Source organism: Pseudarthrobacter adonitolis (assembly GCF_055412845.1).
Genome location: NZ_JBVAYW010000002.1, coordinates 286,975 through 304,994, shown reverse-complemented (window position 1 = coordinate 304,994; position 18,020 = coordinate 286,975). Strand labels below are relative to the sequence as shown.

Annotated in this window: 16 protein-coding genes; 13 read left to right on the top strand and 3 right to left on the bottom strand. The window is 64.5% G+C overall.

Annotated elements, in window-relative coordinates; genetic code table 11:
• Positions 1–18 precede the first annotated feature (18 nt).
• The 3 genes from ACZYZ4_RS03975 to pdxS all read left to right on the top strand — a co-directional run bounded on the left by ACZYZ4_RS03975 (position 19) and on the right by pdxS (position 2,287).
• A complete protein-coding gene (locus tag ACZYZ4_RS03975; protein WP_463858392.1) occupies positions 19–606 on the top strand; it encodes an HIT family protein in 588 nt (195 codons plus the stop codon).
• Positions 596–1,219: a phosphatidylinositol phosphate synthase gene (pgsA, locus tag ACZYZ4_RS03970; protein ID WP_463858390.1), complete on the top strand. Its 624-nt coding sequence runs from the start codon at positions 596–598 to the stop codon at positions 1,217–1,219. The genes ACZYZ4_RS03975 and pgsA overlap by 11 nt, the downstream gene beginning before the upstream one ends.
• Before the next feature lie 141 nt (positions 1,220–1,360).
• Positions 1,361–2,287 carry a pyridoxal 5'-phosphate synthase lyase subunit PdxS gene (pdxS, locus tag ACZYZ4_RS03965; RefSeq protein WP_463858388.1) on the top strand — a complete coding sequence of 309 codons (927 nt, stop codon included), beginning with the start codon at positions 1,361–1,363 and terminating at the stop codon, positions 2,285–2,287.
• Between the two features lie 206 nt (positions 2,288–2,493).
• On the opposite strand, the gene ACZYZ4_RS03960 is transcribed toward pdxS, so the two are convergent.
• Entirely contained in the window at positions 2,494–4,506 is a 2,013-nt protein-coding gene (locus ACZYZ4_RS03960) for a M3 family metallopeptidase (protein WP_463858386.1), read from the bottom strand.
• Between the two features lie 84 nt (positions 4,507–4,590).
• Between ACZYZ4_RS03960 and ACZYZ4_RS03955 the strand changes: the two genes are divergently transcribed.
• Positions 4,591–5,847 (top strand): CapA family protein, encoded by a 1,257-nt coding sequence (locus tag ACZYZ4_RS03955; protein ID WP_463858384.1) that lies wholly within the window; start codon positions 4,591–4,593, stop codon positions 5,845–5,847.
• A 77-nt stretch (positions 5,848–5,924) separates the two neighbouring features.
• Here the strand turns inward: ACZYZ4_RS03955 and ACZYZ4_RS03950 are convergent, their stop codons facing one another.
• Both ACZYZ4_RS03950 and ACZYZ4_RS03945 read right to left on the bottom strand, forming a co-directional pair.
• Positions 5,925–6,677 carry a type 1 glutamine amidotransferase gene (locus tag ACZYZ4_RS03950; RefSeq protein ID WP_463858382.1) on the bottom strand — a complete coding sequence of 251 codons (753 nt, stop codon included), beginning with the start codon at positions 6,675–6,677 and terminating at the stop codon, positions 5,925–5,927.
• Positions 6,674–7,966, bottom strand: a complete 1,293-nt coding sequence (locus ACZYZ4_RS03945) for a MurT ligase domain-containing protein (protein WP_463858381.1) — start codon at positions 7,964–7,966, stop codon at positions 6,674–6,676. Before ACZYZ4_RS03945 ends, ACZYZ4_RS03950 begins: the two co-directional genes overlap by 4 nt.
• 91 nt (positions 7,967–8,057) lie before the next feature.
• Here ACZYZ4_RS03945 and pdxT point away from each other — a divergent pair, with 91 nt between their 5' ends.
• From pdxT to ACZYZ4_RS03900, 9 genes are all read left to right on the top strand, one after another.
• Positions 8,058–8,768 (top strand): pyridoxal 5'-phosphate synthase glutaminase subunit PdxT, encoded by a 711-nt coding sequence (pdxT, locus tag ACZYZ4_RS03940; RefSeq protein WP_463858379.1) that lies wholly within the window; start codon positions 8,058–8,060, stop codon positions 8,766–8,768.
• A gap of 3 nt (positions 8,769–8,771) precedes the next feature.
• Positions 8,772–9,527: a YebC/PmpR family DNA-binding transcriptional regulator gene (locus tag ACZYZ4_RS03935; protein ID WP_463858377.1), complete on the top strand. Its 756-nt coding sequence runs from the start codon at positions 8,772–8,774 to the stop codon at positions 9,525–9,527.
• A gap of 34 nt (positions 9,528–9,561) precedes the next feature.
• On the top strand, positions 9,562–10,140 hold the full coding sequence (gene ruvC / locus ACZYZ4_RS03930) for a crossover junction endodeoxyribonuclease RuvC (protein ID WP_463858622.1): 579 nt from the start codon (positions 9,562–9,564) through the stop codon (positions 10,138–10,140).
• Positions 10,141–10,230: 90 nt separating this feature from the next.
• Positions 10,231–10,875, top strand: coding sequence for a Holliday junction branch migration protein RuvA (gene ruvA, locus ACZYZ4_RS03925; protein WP_463858375.1), 645 nt, complete (start codon positions 10,231–10,233; stop codon positions 10,873–10,875).
• The gene (ruvB, locus tag ACZYZ4_RS03920; protein ID WP_463858373.1) at positions 10,868–11,956 is read left to right on the top strand and encodes a Holliday junction branch migration DNA helicase RuvB; all 1,089 of its coding nucleotides are present in this window, start codon (positions 10,868–10,870) and stop codon (positions 11,954–11,956) included. The genes ruvA and ruvB overlap by 8 nt, the downstream gene beginning before the upstream one ends.
• Positions 11,957–12,138: 182 nt before the next feature.
• On the top strand, positions 12,139–12,528 hold the full coding sequence (gene yajC / locus ACZYZ4_RS03915; protein ID WP_463858372.1) for a preprotein translocase subunit YajC: 390 nt from the start codon (positions 12,139–12,141) through the stop codon (positions 12,526–12,528).
• Positions 12,529–12,639: 111 nt separating this feature from the next.
• A complete protein-coding gene (gene secD / locus ACZYZ4_RS03910) occupies positions 12,640–14,397 on the top strand; it encodes a protein translocase subunit SecD (RefSeq protein ID WP_463858370.1) in 1,758 nt (585 codons plus the stop codon).
• Positions 14,397–15,419, top strand: a complete 1,023-nt coding sequence (gene secF / locus ACZYZ4_RS03905; protein WP_463858368.1) for a protein translocase subunit SecF — start codon at positions 14,397–14,399, stop codon at positions 15,417–15,419. Before secD ends, secF begins: the two co-directional genes overlap by 1 nt.
• Before the next feature lie 244 nt (positions 15,420–15,663).
• Positions 15,664–17,949, top strand: a complete 2,286-nt coding sequence (locus tag ACZYZ4_RS03900; protein WP_463858366.1) for a RelA/SpoT family protein — start codon at positions 15,664–15,666, stop codon at positions 17,947–17,949.
• Positions 17,950–18,020 lie beyond the last annotated feature (71 nt).

The following is an 18,020-nucleotide window of genomic DNA, read 5'->3' as shown; positions in this document are numbered from 1 at the left end:
GAAACGGATAAGAACACGGTGCAGGAGAACACAGGCGCAGGCTATCCAGGGGATGCCGGCGTGACCGATGACTTTGATCTCGCGGGCGTGCCGGATGCTTTCCAGCGCCTGTGGACTCCGCACCGGATGGCCTACATTAAGGGCGGCCAGCACCAGTTCAAGAACGAGAACGACTGCCCCTTCTGCGTTGGTCCGGGCCGGACTGACGGGGAAGCCCTGATCGTCTACCGGGGGAAGGCCTGCTACGTGGTCCTGAACCTGTTTCCCTACAATCCGGGCCACCTTCTGGTCTGCCCGTACCGGCACGTCCCGGACTACACGGACCTCACCGTGGAAGAGACCGCGGAGTTTGCGGAGATTACCCAGACAGCCATGAGGGTCCTGCGCAAGGTAGCGAACCCGGGCGGCTTTAACCTCGGCATCAACCAGGGCGTAGCGGGCGGGGCAGGAATCGCCGCGCACCTGCACCAGCACATCGTTCCGCGCTGGGGCGGGGACGGAAACTTCTTCCCCATCATTGCCCAGACCAAGGCCATCACGCAGACTCTGGACGAAGTCCGCCAGCAGGTCGCAGACGCCTGGCCCGGGGAGACGGATGCTGAATAGGCATGCGCGCGGGTTTTTCACCGCGCTGTTCACTCCGCTTGCGCGCTGGCTCCTGAAAATCGGAGTTTCCCCTGACGCTGTGACGGTCATCGGAACCGCCGGCGTGGTGGTGGGTGCGTTGGTGTTCTACCCCCTCGGCCAGCTCTGGTGGGGAACCCTGTTCATTACCGCGTTCATCTTCTCCGACGTGCTCGACGGCATTATGGCCCGGCTGCGGGACACCGGCGGCCGCTGGGGAAACTTCCTGGACTCCACCTTGGACAGGATCGCCGACGGCGCACTGTTCGCGGGCGTGGCCATCTGGTTCTTCACCGGGGGCGCCGATTACGCCATCGCCGTCGCAGCCATGCTCTGTCTGGTTCTGGGCATGGTGGTCTCGTATGCGCGGTCAAAGGCGGAGTCCCTCGGCTTCACGGCGAATGTTGGCATTGCCGAGCGCGCCGAGAGACTGGTTTCGGTGCTTGTGGTCACCGGATTCACCGGCCTGGGACTGCCCCCTGTGGTCCTACTTGTGACGCTCGGACTGCTGGCCCTGGCCAGCCTCATCACGATCATCCAGCGCGTAGCGACCGTCCATCGCCAGGCCTTTGCGGAGTCCGCGGCTTCTGAATAAGGCTGATTAAGCCCGCCGCCTGCCGTGGGACTAGTATTGTGACTGCCCGGTCAATGGATCCGGCAACCCGGTGCGTGTACTTTCGGCTTTTTGCCGCCCTCACGCCCGGCGAAGATCATCTATCTACCCATAGGGGTTTTTGTGTCTACACCTGATGTAAGCAGCGAAGCCGGTTCGTCCGCGAACAGCGTCACGGGCAGCAACCGCGTCAAGCGCGGCATGGCCGAGATGCTCAAGGGCGGCGTCATCATGGACGTCGTCAATGTCGAACAGGCCCGCATCGCCGAAGACGCCGGTGCCGTTGCAGTGATGGCGCTGGAACGCGTTCCGGCTGATATCCGTGCCCAGGGCGGCGTGTCCCGCATGTCCGATCCGGACATGATCGACAAGATCATCGAAGCCGTCTCCGTCCCGGTCATGGCCAAGGCCCGGATCGGCCACTTCGTCGAAGCCCAGGTCCTGCAGTCGTTGGGCGTGGACTACATCGACGAGTCCGAGGTCCTGACCCCGGCCGACTACGTCCACCACATCGACAAGGGGAACTTCAAGGTTCCCTTCGTCTGTGGCGCCACCAACCTCGGTGAGGCGCTGCGCCGCATCAACGAGGGCGCGGCCATGATCCGTTCCAAGGGCGAGGCCGGCACCGGCGACGTCTCCAACGCCACCGGGCACATGCGCCAGATCCGCGCCGAGATCGCCAAGCTCGCCGCCCTGCCTGAGGACGAGCTCTACGTCGCGGCCAAGGAACTGCAGGCCCCGTACGAACTGGTCAAGGAAGTTGCTGCCGCCGGCAAGCTCCCCGTGGTGCTGTTCACCGCGGGCGGCATTGCCACCCCGGCCGACGCTGCCATGATGATGCAGCTCGGCGCCGACGGCGTGTTCGTTGGCTCCGGCATCTTCAAGTCCGGCAACCCGGCCCAGCGTGCCGCTGCCGTGGTCAAGGCCACCACGTTCTTCGATGACCCCGATGTCATCGCCAAGGCCTCCCGCGGCCTCGGCGAAGCCATGGTGGGCATCAACGTGGACGAGATCCCGCAGCCGCACCGCCTCTCCGAGCGCGGCTGGTAACTCGCTTTACTTGGGCGCCTGGCGGCGCTGATCCTCTGCGCGCTATTCCCCGCGCCCTGCTAGGCCGCTTCGCGGCGAGCTGGGGCGCGGGGCCCCTTTTACGCGCGCTACCGGATCAGCCCCGTCATTCGCTTGGCGCTCCTGGTTTACGACGCCGGTTCCTCACCTTTCTGGGCGAGGGACCGGCGTCGTTCATTAACTGAGTGTTAGTCGAGGCCGCGGCGTTTCAGCAGGGGCTCCAGTTGTGCGTCGCGGCCGCGGAGCGAACGGAAGGATTCCAACGGGTCCCTGCTGTTGCCGCGGGAAAGCAGCTCCTGGCGGAAACGTTCGCCGTTGGCGCGCGTTATGCCGCCGTTCTCGGTGAACCAGTCCACGGTTTCGGCATCCAGCACCTCACTCCAGATGTACGAATAATAGCCGGCAGCATAGCCGGCTCCCGCGAAGATGTGCTGGAAATAGCCGGTCCGGTAACGCGGCGGGATCAGGGCATGAGCCACGCCTGCGGCCGCGAGGGACTTCGCCTCAAACGCCAGGACGTCGTCGGGGATTCCGGTTTCGTCCAGCACATGCCAGGCCAGATCCAGCAATGCAGCGCCGAGGTATTCCGTGGTGGCGAAGCCTTCGCCCCAGAGCCGTGAGTCGTTCAGCTTGTCCGCAACCTGCTGCGGAAGCGGTTCGCCGGTGGCGTGGTGCCGGGCATAATTTGCAAGCACCTCTGGCCACAGGATCCACATCTCGTTGACTTGCGACGGATATTCCACAAAGTCGCGGGGGACAGCAGTCCCGGCGAACCGCGGATACGTCACGTTCGACAACAAGCCGTGGAGTGCGTGTCCGAACTCGTGGAAGGTGGTGCGTAGCTCGTCCAGCGTCAGGAGCGTTGGCTTGCCTGCCGGCGGCTTGGAGATATTGAGGTTGTTGATCACCACCGGCCGGGTGCCGAGCAGGACCGATTGTTCCACCAGCGAGTTCATCCACGCGCCGCCCCGCTTGGATTCGCGGGTGTAGTAGTCGCCGAGGAACAACCCCAGCCCGCTCCCGTCCTGGTCCCGGACTTCCCAGACGCGGACGTCCGGGTGGTATCCTGCGAGGTCCTTCCGTTCGTGGAAGGTGATGCCGTAGAGGGATGTGGCGGCGAAGAAGACGCCGTCCCGGAGAACGCGGTCCAACTCGAAATAGGGGCGGAGCGCCTGCTCGTCAACTGCGTACTTTTCCCGCCGCACCTTGGCTGAGTAAAATGCCCAGTCCCAGGCCTCCAGCGGATGCACTGCCGCCTCAGTCAGGGCCGCGGACTCGGCGTCGGCATTGCGTACCGCGGCGGGGGCCAGCCTGTTCAGCATGGACTGGACCGCCTCAAAGTCGCGGGCCGTCTGGCGGTCCAACTCCAGTTCGGCATAGTTCGTGAAACCCAGAAGGGCTGCCTTTTCAGCGCGCAGGCCGGCCGTCGACCTGGCCAGTTCCAAGACGTCCAGGCCGCTGCCGTCACTGCCCCGGCCGAGGGAGGCCTCAAACAGCCGACGGCGGACATCCCGGTTTTCGAGGGCAGCCAGGGCGGGCTGGTTGCTCGGCTGGACCAGCGTCAGCAGGAATTTTCCGTCGTGGCCAACGGCGCGGGCCGCCTCAGCGGCGCTGGCGACATCATCTGCCGGCAAGCCGGCCAGCTCGGCTGCTGTGTCCAGCAGCAGTGCGGCCGATTTCATGGCCTCCTTGACCCGCTGGCCAAACTCCGTGCCCAGTTTGGACAGCTCCGCGTTGATTTCCTTCAGCCTTTCCTGGCCCGGCTTTTCGAGCTGGATCCCGGTCTGGCGGAACTCCTTCATGTACTCCTCCACGAGCCGGACGGACTCAGGGTCAAGCTCGGTGGTGTCAATCGCCGCGAAGCGGTCGAACAGTCCGCGCTTGAGATAGGTCTCGTCCTGATGGGCCGAAATCCGGGGTGAGAGTTCGGTTTCCAGGTCACGGATTTCGTCTGTTGCGTCGGCTGAGACAAGGGTGAAGAAGGAGTCCACCGCCCGCTGGAGCAGTTGGCCGGACTTCTCCATGGCCAGGGCCGTGTTCTCGAAGTTCGCCGGCACCGGGTTGTCGACGATCGTCTGGATTTCCACCAGATGCTCCGCCAGGCCAGCGCGGATGGCATCGGCGTAATCGGATGGTCTGATCTCGGCAAAATGCGGCAGCCCATAGGGCAGGGTGCTGGCGCTGAGGAGGGGATTCGTCATCACGCTAACCTTTCATACTGGCGCATGCTTCTCAACGCGTGCCTTTCCGGAATTCGGGCGACGGCCAGACCTACAATGGCGCCTATGGGGAACATAAAGTGCGTTGCTGCTATGCGTATTGGGGCGGCGCTTTCGGCTTTCACAGTGGCCGCGGCGCTGCTGGCAGGGTGCGGCCTGATCGCTGAACAGACCGCGCCTTCCTCCGGTGCGGCCGCGGGTGCCGACGCCGGGACAGGGCAGCCAAGCCCGACGGCGACCCCCGCCCCGACGCCCACTCCCACGCCCGGCGCGGGGCCGGCGTGTCCCACGCTGCGCTGCACGTCCGTCCTGGTGACCGGCGACATGTTGGTCCACACCCAGCTCTGGCAGCAGGCCCGTGACGACGCCGCAGCGGCGGGTAAGCCAGGGCTGGACTTCACCCCGCTCCTCGAAGGCCAACGCAAGTACATCCAGGCCAGTGACCTGGCCATCTGCCACCAGGAGACCCCTGTGGCCGGGCCGGACGGGCCGTTCGCGGCCTACCCATCGTTCAACGTCCCGCCCCAGATCATTACAGCGTCCAAGGCAGTGGGCTACCAGGCCTGCACCACCGCAAGCAACCACACGATCGACCGGAGCACCGATGGACTGCTGCGCACCTTGGACGCCTTGGATGCCGCGGGGCTGAAGCACACCGGTTCCTACCGCACCGAAACCGAGTCACAGGGAATCCTGATCCTGCAGACTGAGGCGGCGAAGATCGCCATCATCCAGGGAACCTACGGCCTCAACGGCCAATACCCTGAATACGACTGGCAGGTGGACATGCTGGATGCGCCCACCATGATCGCCAAGGCCGTCAAGGCGAGGGCCCTCGGCGCGGACATCGTGCTCGGTGCCATGCACGCTGGGGACGAGTACGCGAGCCAGGCGAACGCCCAGCAGCAGGAGGTGGCCCGCGCCCTGGTGGACAGCGGCCAGTTCACCATGATCTACGGCCACCACACCCACTCGGTGCTGCCGATCGAAAACTACAAGGGAACCTGGATCGTCTACGGGCTGGGCAACGGCGTCACTGAGCTTTCGCCCTGGTATGTAGTCAACAATGAGGGCTTGCTGGTGCGGGCGCAGTTCAGCCAGGACGCAGCAGGCAGGTGGGCGGCGTCGGACCTCGCGTGGGCCCCCTCGGTGATCGTCCGCGACCCGTACCGCTGGTGCTCGGTGGCAACCGACGCGCCGCAGGGCGGCTGTGCAACTCCCGAGGCGGACGAGGCCACCCGGCTGAGGACCGCCACCGTAGTGGAATCGATGGGGGCGGCTGCTGCGGGCGCGCACGAACTGCTGATTACCAAGGAACGCTGAGGCGCTCCGACGGGGAAGCGGCCAGCGGCCATACTCAGCGCAGCAAGCTCAGCGCGGCCTGCTCAGCGCAGTGCTACTCAGCGCGGACGGCGCGTTGCGTGCTCCCGGGCCAGCACTGCGTAGCGGTCGTCCGGCGCGCCGGCCGTGAAGGTGCCGTACTTACGCTCGGCCGCGGTCCTGATGAGGAAGTCGGCGATGGCGGGGTTCTTGGGCAGCAACGAACCGTGCAGGTAGCTGGCCACCACATTCTTGTAGCGCGCGCCCTCGTGGCCGTCGCTGCTGTTGTTGCCGGTGCCCTTGGCCACGGTGCCGAGCGGCCGGACGCCGGCGCCCAGGGTGGTCTGCCCGCTGTGGTTTTCGTAGCCCAGGACCTCGCCGAATTCCGCGGTGGCCACCTTGACGTTGCCGATCAGGCGTTCCGCGGTGCCGTGCGTCTCCACGTCCAGGACGCCGATGCCCGGAATGACAGAGCCTAAACGTGTCTTGAAGAAGCGCCCGAACAGCTGGTACAGCCCGCAGATCACAAGCATGGGCGCACCGTCTTCGGCCAGCTCCGTGAGGACGCCGGCCTGTGACTGCAGGTCGTCCTTGATGACCAGCTGTCCGCTGTCCTGGCCGCCGCCGCCGACAATCAGGTCCACGTCGGCGGGAAATTCGTCGCCGACATTGTACTCGAGCAGCTCGGGGGTGTAGCCGTGCCAGCTGATCCGCTGCTTGAGGACCAGGGCGTTGCCCCAGTCGCCGTAGATGTTCATGTCCCGCGGGTAGAGCTGCAGGACCCGGAGGGTGCCCTTGCTGTCCGGCTGGACGCCGGTTGATTCAGCGGTCAAGAGACCACCTCCACTGTGGTGATTTTGGACAGCTCGCGGCGGATGGCCAGCATGGCTGTGTACGTGCAGAAGATCCGCTTCGGCTTGCCCTTGGCGTCGCGGATGAACGCGGCGAGTGCGGGCGCGATCTCCGGCTGGACCGCGCCGATCCGGACGTCGTCATACTGCAGCCGCAGCGCCATGTCGTAGGCCCGGAACCCTGTCAGCTGGTCCACGCCGCCGCTGCGGAGCGAATCGAATTCCACGTCCCAGAGCCAGGACATGTCCCGGCCGTCGGCATAGTTGTCGTTGATGGCGATCATGGTGGCGTAGCCACCCGCGGGGAAGGACTTCAGTCCCAGCCGGAAACCGCTGGGGTTCTTGACCAGGACCAGGTCCAGCGGCTGGCCGTCCACCGTGAGGCTTTCGCCGCGGCCGAACGCCGGCTCCACCTGGGACAGCGCGGTCAGCAGGGTGGCGTGGTCGGCGGTGGCGGCACCGCCGCCACAGATGCTGCGGGCCAGGGTCAGGGCAGCGGCTGCATTAAAGATGTTGTAGACCCCGCGGAGCTTCATCGCGGTGGTGACCGTGGCGCCGTCGTACTCAAAATCGGCCGTGTCCGGCCCCACTTTACGGAGTACGACGTCGGCGGGCGGCTTGTGGGGGAGCGTCGCGGGGGCGGGGCTGCCGGGCGCTGCCCGCATGTCGTCGTCGTTGGGGAAGGTGCTGAGGAGGGAATCGTCGAGGCCGAAGTACTGGACGTCCTGGCCGGTGAGGGTGTCCGCGATGCGGGCGACCCGGGGGTCCTCCCGGTTGAGGACCACTGTTCCGGTGGTTTTGCCGGCGATATGCTGCAGCAGCTGGGCCGTCTTGTCGATCTCGCCGAACCGGTCCAGCTGGTCGCGCAGGACATTGAGCAGGAGGCTGTACCGGGGTGGAACGCGGTTCACAAAATGCACGGCGTGGGCTTCGTCGAGCTCCAGGACAGCGACGTCGGCCGTGAGCCTGCCGCGCCAGTCCACTTCACCCAGCAGGGCAGCCGCTACGCCGCGGGTGAAATTGCTGCCTGTGCGGTTTGTGAAGACCTTCAGGCCCTGGCTTTCCAGGAGTTCCACCACCATCTTGGTGGTGGTGGTTTTGCCGTTGGTTCCGCTCACCACCGCAACGCCGTGCGGGAGCGTGGCGAGCGTCCGCTGCATAAAGCCGGGGTCGATTTTTTCGACCACCAGCCCGGGCAGGGCGGACCCGCCGCCCCTGAGCCGGGAGACCCGGCGGACCAGCTTGCCGAGCGGAACACTGATGTAAAGCATGCTCTGTAATATATCCCAGCAACGGCACAGACCCCCGACCGGGAGGGCTCTCCGACGCAGTCCTGGGCTGCGCGCACATTATGCTGATTGGATGACAAACCCCCTTTCGGCTGCTTCTGCACGCGTGGGCTCGGGCCTGCGGATCGGCGTCCTGGCACTTCAGGGCGACTTCCGTGAACACCTCCGGGCCGTGGAAGCCGCCGGTGCCGCGGGCATCGGAATCCGCAGGTCTTCGGAACTGAACGGCCTGGACGGTCTCATCATTCCCGGCGGCGAATCAACAGCCATCGACAAGCTGGCCCGCGCCTTTGAGCTGGCCGGACCGTTGAAGGACCGGATCCTCGACGGACTGCCGGTCTACGGTTCCTGCGCCGGCATGATCCTCCTTGCCGACGAGATCGCCGACCCGGCCACGGACCTGGCCGGCAACCCGCAGCAGACGTTCGGCGGCCTGGACATCACAGTGCGGCGCAACGCCTTCGGCCGCCAGCGCGAGTCGTTCGAAACGGATCTGGACTTCAAGGGCCTGGACTTCAGCGCCACGGAATCCGGCGTTGCCCCAGTACATGCAGTGTTCATCCGCGGCCCCTGGGTGGAACGCGTCGGAGCCGGCGTGGAGATCCTGGCCCAGGTGGAGCCCGCCGACCCGGAGCACGCCTCCCATGCGGCCAGCCTGCCGGGGACAGCTAGAATTGTTGCAGTGCGTTCCGGCCACCTGCTGGCCACCTCCTTCCACCCGGAAGTGACTGGGGAGAAACGCGTACATGAGCTTTTTATCCGCATGATCAGAGGAGACGCGTAAAGCATGTCAGGACACTCCAAATGGGCAACGACCAAGCACAAGAAGGCCATCCTCGATAGCCGCCGCGCAAAATCGTTCGCCAAGCTGATCAAAAACATCGAAGTCGCTGCGCGTATGGGCGGCCCGGACCTCGCCGGTAACCCTGGCCTGGAACTCGCCGTCACCAAGGCCAAGAAGACGTCGGTGCCCGCCGACAACATCGACCGTGCCATCAAGCGTGGCGCCGGCCTCACCGGTGAAGTGGTTGACTACACCGAGATCATGTACGAATGCCGCGGCCCGCAGGGTTCGGCGCTGCTGATCGAGTGCCTAACGGACAACAAGAACCGCGCGGCCTCCGAAGTCCGCTTGGCCATTTCCCGCAACGGCGGCACCATCGCCGATCCGGGTTCGGTGAGCTACCTCTTCAGCCGCAAGGGCGTCGTCTCGCTGCCGAAGAACGGCCTGAGCGAGGATGACGTCCTGATGGCCGTCCTCGACGCCGGAGCCGAGGAAGTCAAGGACAACGGCGACAGCTTCGAGATCCACTCTGAGCCGACCGACCTCCAGGCCATCCGCGATGCCCTCAAGGAAGCCGGCATGGAGTACGAGACCGATGAGCCCGAGTTTGTGCCGTCCATGCAGGTGCCGCTGGACCTCGATGCCGCCAAGAAGTTCATGAAGCTCGTGGACGCCTTGGAAGAGCTCGACGACGTCCAGAACGTCTACAGCAACGCCGACCTCAGCGACGAAGTCCAGGCCGCCCTGGAAGCTGAGTGACCTTCTACTTTGTGGCGTAGGACGGATGTCCCAGGTGACCCTGCGCGTATTGGGCGTTGATCCGGGCCTCACCCGCTGCGGCATCGGCGTGGTTGACGTCGAACGGAACCGGCGGGCCACGATGGTGGCAGTCGGGGTGGTGGGTACCTCTCCCGACGAGACGTTGGACCAGCGGCTGCTGGTTATTGCCTTGGCCATCGACGAGTGGCTGGACCGCTACGAGCCGCACGTTCTCGCCGTTGAACGCGTTTTTTCCCAGCTCAACGTCAGCACGGTGATGGGCGTGGCGCAGGCCTCTGGTGTGGTGATTGCCGCCGCGGCCCGGCGCGGGATACCGGTGGCACTGCACACGCCGTCGGAAGTGAAAGCGGCAGTGACCGGCAGCGGCACGTCCAACAAGGAAGCCGTGACCAAACTCGTTACAAAAATTCTCAGGCTGGAGGCGCCGCCGCGGCCGGCGGACGCTGCAGATGCCCTGGCCCTTGCCATCACCCACGCCTGGCGGGCGGGCAGCGGCGCCGCCGTGGCCACCACCGGCCCCGGCAGCCTTTCGCTGACGCCGGCCCAGCGCGCTTGGGCCGACGCCGAGGCGAAAGCGCGCCGCGCACGCTGAATGTCCGCGGCGCTTGCTAGGGTATTCGTAGATATGTTCGGATAGCCGGTCCTACCCCCAAGTGCCCGGCAGTACACCAGGAGCCCGGCTTTGATCAGTTTCCTTCGCGGAACCGTAGCGCACGTTGGCCTTTCCACTGCCGTAATCGACCTCAACGGGGCGGGCATGAGCGTCAACGCCACGCCGCAGACCCTCAGCCGCCTCCGCACGGGCGAGGAGGGCAAGCTTTTCACCTCGCTGATCGTCCGTGAGGATTCACTCACCCTGTTCGGGTTTGCCTCGGACGACGAACGCGAAGTCTTTGACGTCCTGCTCAGCGTCAGCGGCGTGGGTCCGAGGCTCGCGCTGGCGGTTCTCGCCGTGCACGAGCCTGAAGCGATCCGGGTTGCTGCACACACAGGTGACAGTAAAACGTTCACGAAGGTGCCCGGCATCGGCCCCAAGGTGGCCGGGCGGATCGTGCTGGAACTGGCCGGCAAGCTGGTGCCGCACGGTGCGGCAGGTGCCGCCGGCGCTTCCACCCCGGCCGAAGCGGCCTGGAAGCCCCAGGTGGTGGCGGCCATGACCAGCCTCGGGTGGTCGGAAAAGGATGCCGCTGCCAGCATCGAGAAGGCCCTTGCGGACGATCCCGAGGTTGAATTCCGTGGCAATGTGGCAGAGATCCTGCGGACCACGCTGCGCTGGCTGGGCCAGGATGGCGTGCGGGCCGGCAACCGCGTAGGCAGCCGTGGCTGAGCAGTCGGTGGTGGCGGCAGGGGAGGAACCCGAGGAACGGGCGATCGAAGCCGCCCTCCGGCCGAAGAACCTGGATGACTTCGTAGGCCAGCACCGGGTCCGCAGGCAACTCTCGCTGGTCCTGCAGGCCTCCCGGATGCGGGGACGCAGCGCGGACCACGTGCTGTTTTCCGGCCCCCCGGGCCTGGGCAAAACCACCCTGGCCATGATCGTGGCCGCTGAAATGAACGCGCCACTGCGGATCAGCAGCGGTCCCGCCATCCAGCACGCCGGCGACCTCGCCGCGATCCTTTCCTCCCTCTCCGAAGGGGAGGTATTGTTCCTGGACGAGATCCACCGGATGTCCAGGCCGGCAGAGGAAATGCTCTACATGGCCATGGAAGATTTCCGTGTGGACATTGTGGTGGGCAAGGGCGCCGGGGCCACCGCCATACCGTTGGAGCTGCCGCCCTTCACCCTGGTAGGTGCCACCACGCGCGCCGGCCTGCTGCCCGGCCCGCTCCGGGATCGGTTCGGGTTTACCGGGCATCTGGAGTTCTACAGCGTGGCCGAGCTCGAACTGGTGCTCAGGCGCTCCGCCGGCCTGCTGGACCTCAAGGTCAACTCTGCGGGTTTCAGCGAAATTGCCGGCCGGTCCCGCGGTACGCCGCGTATTGCCAACCGGCTGCTCCGCCGGGTCCGGGACTGGGCACTCGTGCATGGGATTGAGCAGATTGATGCCCGTGCCGCTTCCGCAGCCCTGGACATGTACGAAGTGGACAAACGAGGCCTGGACCGGCTGGACCGGGCGGTCCTGGAAGCACTCATTACGAAGTTCGGCGGGGGACCCGTGGGACTTTCTACCCTGGCCATTGCGGTGGGGGAGGAGACCGAGACCGTGGAAACGGTGGCGGAACCGTTCCTGGTGCGCGAAGGCCTGCTGGGCCGGACGCCCCGGGGCCGCATCGCCATGGCTCCGGCCTGGACCCACTTGGGCTTCGCCGTACCGGCCGGAGTTTTCGGTCAGGAGCCGCTGGATCTGTTCGAACCGGACCCGGACAACGCCGAGTCCGCGGCCGAATGGGCGCCGAACGGTCAATAGCACTGTCCTCCCAGCTTTTCCCTTTAGACTGGTATGACACCCGGCACGTTCGGGTCTGTGTTCCCGCGGCGGCTCCGCGGAGCCGTTGCCTGTCAGGCACGATTTTTTGCAACGGGGAACGACGCGGACGCTGCCAAACACTCGATACGCCAGTACAGAACGGAATCTTCCCTGTGGATCCAATGAACATCGTCTTGTTCGCAATGCTCGGAATCTTTATCTTCATGATGTTCCGCCGCAACAAGAAGACCAAGGAGCAGCAGGCAACGCTGCAGTCCCAGTTCGAGCCCGGTGTTGAGGTTATGACGAGCTTCGGACTCTTTGGCCGAATTGTCTCCATGGACGACGCCGAGAATAAGGTCGTCCTGGAACTCTCCCCCGGGAACCTGGCCACCGTCCACCGCCAAGCCGTGACCAAGATTGTTGAACCGGCCATCGAAGCCGAGACTCCGGCCGTCCCGGATGACGCCTCCTCTCTGACCACTGAAGAAGCGGGCACCCCGACTGCATCCGCCGAAACCCCGGACGAGACCCTGAAGCGCCTCAACGACGAGGGCAAGAAGGACAACTAGTCCGCGCCGCACGGCAGCCCGCGTTACAACACCTCTACGGCTGGGGACAACCGCTGGTGGGACTGATAGGTCCCGCCGGTGGTTCCTCCGTAAATAAGAGAAAGATCGACAATGGCACGAACTGGCCCTAACAACTCAGGCCTAAGGGTACTGGTGTGGCTCGGTGTAGTCCTCGCCGTGCTGACCGCTGTCCTGGCCGGCGGCACCCTTGCCGGACAGGCAAGCTGGGCACCCAAGCTGGCACTGGACCTCGAGGGTGGCACCCAGATGATCCTGGCGCCCAAGGTTGAGGGCGGTTCGGACATCAATGAAGAGCAGCTCAACCAGGCCGTAGCCATCATCCGCCAGCGGGTGGATGGTTCAGGTGTTGCCGAAGCGGAAATCAGTACGCAGTCCGGCCGCAATGTCGTGGTCAGCCTTCCGGGTACACCCACGAAGGAAACCCGGGACCTGATCCAGGCCTCCGCGGACATGAATTTCCGCCCGGTACTGCTGAACGGAGACGGCGCGCCCGTCCCCACGGAATCCCTCACCCCCGAAGACCAGCTTCCGAAGCCCACGGCAGAACCCGCCAACGGCAGCGATGTCAACTGGATCACCGCGGACATCTACCGGCAGTTCGAAACCATGGACTGCAACAATCCTGCGCCGGAGAGCCCCGAAGCCTCCGATCCCGCCAAACCCCTTGTAACTTGCGAACCGGCAACTGAGGCCACGCCAGCCATCAAGTACATCCTGGGACCGGTGGAGGTCAAGGGCGGCAACATTGTCACGTCCTCCTTCCAGCTGCAGCAGGGTGCGCAGGGCGCTGTGACCAACGACTGGGCAGTCAACATCCAGTTTGACGACGATGGCACCGCCAAGTTCAAGACGGTCACCGAACGCCTGAACCAGTTCTACGTGGCGGCAGGCGGCGAGACCGGCAACGACCCCAAGGCGCAGTTCGCCATCGTCCTTGACGACCAGGTCATTTCCGCGCCGCGCTCCTTGGCCGTCATCACTGACGGACGTCCGCAGATCACCGGCGGATTCACCGAACAGACCGCCAAGGTCCTTTCCGACCAGCTTCGCTTTGGTGCACTGCCCATCAGCTTCGAGATCCAGAGCGACCAGCAGATCTCCGCAACCTTGGGTGGCGAACAGCTGCGTATGGGCCTCCTCGCCGGCATCATCGGCTTGCTCCTCGTGGTGGTCTACTCACTCTTCCAGTACCGGGCCTTGGGCCTGGTGACCATTGCATCGCTGGTGGTGGCCGGCGCCCTCACCTATCTGGCCATTGCCCTGCTGGGCTGGACAGAAAACTACCGGCTATCCCTGGCCGGCGTGGCCGGCATCATCGTCGCCATCGGCCAGACCGCTGACTCGTTCATCGTCTACTTTGAACGCATCCGCGATGAACTCCGCGAAGGACGTGGATTGGTCTCCGCGGTGGAGAACGGCTGGAAGCGGGCCAAGCGCACTGTCCTGGCCTCCAAGGCCGTGAACCTGCTGGCCGCCCTGGTGCTCTACTTTGTGGCCGTCGGCAACGTCCGCGGGTTCGCTTTCACGCTGGGTCTGACGGCCATTGCCGACCTCATCGTGGTCTTTATGTTCACGCACCCGACGCTGCAGCTCCTGGCGCGTACCAAGTTCTTCGGGGAGGGCCACCCGCTCTCCGGCCTGGACCCCAAGCGGCTGGGTGTTGTGCCGCTCTACCGCGGCGCCGGGCGCCTGCGTACGCCGGAGGCCAAGCCTTCCGTAGTCCGGGCCAAGAATACCGGGGCCGTCGCCGAAGCTGAACGACGCATGACCATCGCAGAACGCCGCCTCGCGGAAAAACAGGAGCAGCTCACCGGCTCCTCCAAGAGCGCAGCCAAGGAGAACAAGTAATGTCCAGCAGCTTCGCCAATTTCGGCAACGAGCTCTACACCGGGAAGCGCTCCTACAACTTTGTGGGGGCCAAGAAACTGTGGTTCCTCATCGCCGCGGTGGCGGTGGCGCTGTCCATCCTCATCCCGGTTGCCAAGGGCGGCTTCAACCTTGGCATCGAGTTCCGCGGCGGTTCGGAGTTCACCGTCTCCAACGTGCAGAGCACCGACTCGACCCTTGGTGAAAAGATTGTCGAAGATGTTGTGGCCGGCAGCGTTCCGCGTGTGGCCAATGTCGCCGGTACCACTATGCGGATCCAGACGGACAAGCTCACGGACGACGAGACCCTCCGGATCAAGGAAGGCCTCACCTCTGCCTACGGCGTCACTGACAACGAGGTGACATCCACCTTTATCGGACCCACCTGGGGCGCGGATGTCACCAAGCAGGCCCTGATTGGCCTGATCGTCTTTGTGGCCCTGGCCGCTGTGCTGATGGCGCTGTACTTCCGGACCTGGAAGATGTCGCTGTCCGCGATGGCTGGAATGCTGGTGACGATGTTCATCACCGCCGGCGTGTACGCCCTCAGCGACTTCGAGGTAACGCCCTCAGCCATCATCGGGTTCCTGACGGTGCTCAGCTACTCGCTGTATGACACGGTGGTGGTCTTCGACAAGATCCGTGAGAACACCGCTGATCTCGATGCGTCCACGCGGCGTACTTTCGGTGAGGAAGTCAACCTCGCCGTCAACCAGACCCTGGTGCGTTCCATCAATACCATGATGGTGGCCATCCTCCCGGTCGGCGCCATCCTGTTCATTGGTGCCGGCCTTCTGGGGGCAGGCACGCTGCGCGATCTGTCGCTGGCATTGTTCGTCGGCATTCTGATCGGTACGGCGGCCACCATTTTTATCGCTGCCCCGATGTATGCATGGCTGCGCCAGAACGAACCTGACCTGCTGAAGCAGGCGAAACGCGTCGAGCACCGCAGGTCCACGAACAATGCCCGGACCGAAGAATCGGCTACGCCCGCAGGGATCTGACCCTTCGCATCACAGCGGGCCGGGCGGCGTCGGAATACCGACGTCGCCCGGCCGTTTCGCATTTAGGCGCCGGTTACATAAGTGAACTGACGGGGGAATAGACTGGGGTAATTAAACAGTCGTGAGGGGTGCTTCATTGGAAGAACGTTCGGCGTCGGTGCCAACGTCAGGCGGGGATAACAGTTCAGGCCACGGAGTTCAGGCCGGGCTGACCGCTTCCGCACGCCCGGCGTCGGTTGTTCCCGTGGACAAAACGGGCGCCCGCCCTACATTTCCCGGCCGACGCGAGCGGACGCGTTCCCGACTTGCCCGACTGACCGGCCGCGGCACGGCAACCTATTCGCCCATTCTTGAGCCGCTGCTGCGTACCGTCCGTGCCAACAACCCCAAAGAAGATTTTGATCTCATCCAGCGCGCCTTCGAGGTGGCCGAGCAGAGCCACCGCGGGCAGAAGCGCAAAAGCGGTGATCCGTACATCACCCACCCCGTGGCCGTAGCCACCATCCTCGCTGAACTGGGCCTCAGTGGAACCACCCTCGCCGCGGCCCTGCTGCACGACACTGTCGAGGACACCCCTTACACCTTGGCGGACCTCAAAAGGGACTTCGGTCCTGAGGTCGCCATGCTGGTGGACGGCGTCACCAAGCTCGACAAAGTCAGCTTTGGTGAAGCCGCACAGTCTGAGACCGTCCGCAAGATGGTTGTGGCCATGGCCAAGGACATCCGGGTCCTTATGATCAAGCTCGCGGACAGGCTCCACAACGCCCGTACCTGGCGGTTTGTCTCCGCGGAGTCATCGGCCCGAAAAGCCCGCGAAACCCTGGAAATATTCGCGCCCCTGGCCCACCGCTTGGGTATGAACACCATCAAGTGGGAGTTGGAGGATCTGTCCTTCGCGGCACTCTACCCGAAGGTCTATGAGGAAATCGTCCGGATGGTGGGCGACCGCACCCCGGAACGGGAGAAAAGCCTTGGCGTCATCCGGGACCAGATCACCGAGGACCTCCGTACCGCCCGCATCAAGGCCACCATTACCGGCAGGCCGAAACACTATTACTCGATTTACCAGAAGATGATCGTCCGGGACAAGGATTTCGACGACATCAACGACCTCATGGGCGTCCGGGTGCTCGTCGATTCGGTCCGCGACTGTTACGCCGCGCTGGGCACCATGCATTCGCGCTGGAACCCGTTGCCGGGGCGTTTCAAGGACTACATCGCTATGCCCAAGTTCAATATGTATCAGTCACTGCACACCACGGTGATCGGTCCCGGCGGCAAGCCCGTGGAGATTCAGATCAGGACCCACGAAATGCACCGCCGTGCCGAGTACGGTGTGGCCGCCCACTGGAAGTACAAGGATCAGCCCAACCGTACGGCAGTGGGGCCGGGCAGTCCCCGCGACGGCGACATGGGGTGGCTGAGGTCCCTGGTTGACTGGCAGCAGGAGACTTCCGATCCCGGGGAGTTCCTGGACTCGCTGCGGTTTGAGATCAACGCCCGCGAAGTCTTTGTCTTCACCCCCAAGGGTGAGGTCATGGCACTGCCTGCCGGATCGACTCCGGTGGATTTTGCCTACTCCGTCCACACCGAAGTGGGGCATCGCACCATCGGCGCGCGGGTCAACGGCAAGCTCGTTCCCCTGAACAGCGAGCTGAACCACGGCGACTGGGTTGAGATCTTCACTTCCAAGGCAGAAGGCGCCGGGCCCAGCCAGGACTGGCAGCACTTCGTCAAAAGTGCCCGCGCCCGGAACAAGATCCGTCAGTGGTTCAGCAAAGAACGACGCGAAGAAGCAATCGACCGCGGCAAGGAACTGCTGACACGGGCGATGCGCAAGCAGAACCTGCCCCTGCAGCGCCTGATGACGCACGAGGCCCTGGCGGCGGTGGCTGCAGACTTCAAGTACCTTGACATCTCGGGCCTGTACGCCGGGGTAGGCGACGGTCATACGTCGGCGCAGTCGGTCATGGAGAAACTCGTTGAAAGCCTGGGCGGCCACGAGAGCACTGATGACGACATCACTGAAGTCAGCATCCCGACGCAGGTGGCCAAAACCAAGTTCTCCGATTCCGGCGTGGTGGTGCGCGGCGTTGGCGATGTTTGGGTGAAGCTCGCGCGCTGTTGCACGCCCGTTCCGCCGGACCCGATTCTCGGCTTTGTCACCCGCGGCTCCGGTGTTTCGGTGCACCGTACAGACTGCACCAACATTTCGGATCTCCGGGACCAGCCCGACAGGATTGTCGAGGTGGACTGGGCACCCACCCAGTCAAGTGTTTTCCTGGTGGAGATCCAGGTTGAGGCGCTGGACCGGAAGTCCCTGCTCTCCGACGTCACGCGCGTCCTGTCCGAGAACCACGTCAACATTCTGGCAGCCAGCGTGAACACCTCCACCGACAGGGTGGCCATCTCCAGGTTCGCCTTCGAGATGGGCGACCCCAAGTACCTCAGCCACGTCCTCAGTGCCGTGCGGCGCATCGACGGCGTGTTCGACGTCTACCGGACCACCGGGAACAAGCGCCGGAGCTAACAGGGCCAGTTTTTCCAGTGCGGCTCTTTTGTGCGGGACCCGAGGGCTGGCTTCGATGGCCAGGATCAGCA

What these genes read in the sequence shown, in the direction of transcription:
- pgsA (WP_463858390.1), top strand. Translation starts at nt 596, where the DNA reads ATGCTGAATAGGCATGCGCGCGGGTTTTTCACCGCGCTGTTCACTCCG.
- ACZYZ4_RS03960 (WP_463858386.1), bottom strand. Translation starts at nt 4,506, where the DNA reads ATGACGAATCCCCTCCTCAGCGCCAGCACCCTGCCCTATGGGCTGCCG.
- ACZYZ4_RS03955 (WP_463858384.1), top strand. Translation starts at nt 4,591, where the DNA reads ATGGGGAACATAAAGTGCGTTGCTGCTATGCGTATTGGGGCGGCGCTT.
- ACZYZ4_RS03945 (WP_463858381.1), bottom strand. Translation starts at nt 7,966, where the DNA reads ATGCTTTACATCAGTGTTCCGCTCGGCAAGCTGGTCCGCCGGGTCTCC.
- pdxT (WP_463858379.1), top strand. Translation starts at nt 8,058, where the DNA reads ATGACAAACCCCCTTTCGGCTGCTTCTGCACGCGTGGGCTCGGGCCTG.
- ACZYZ4_RS03935 (WP_463858377.1), top strand. Translation starts at nt 8,772, where the DNA reads ATGTCAGGACACTCCAAATGGGCAACGACCAAGCACAAGAAGGCCATC.
- yajC (WP_463858372.1), top strand. Translation starts at nt 12,139, where the DNA reads ATGAACATCGTCTTGTTCGCAATGCTCGGAATCTTTATCTTCATGATG.
- secD (WP_463858370.1), top strand. Translation starts at nt 12,640, where the DNA reads ATGGCACGAACTGGCCCTAACAACTCAGGCCTAAGGGTACTGGTGTGG.
- secF (WP_463858368.1), top strand. Translation starts at nt 14,397, where the DNA reads ATGTCCAGCAGCTTCGCCAATTTCGGCAACGAGCTCTACACCGGGAAG.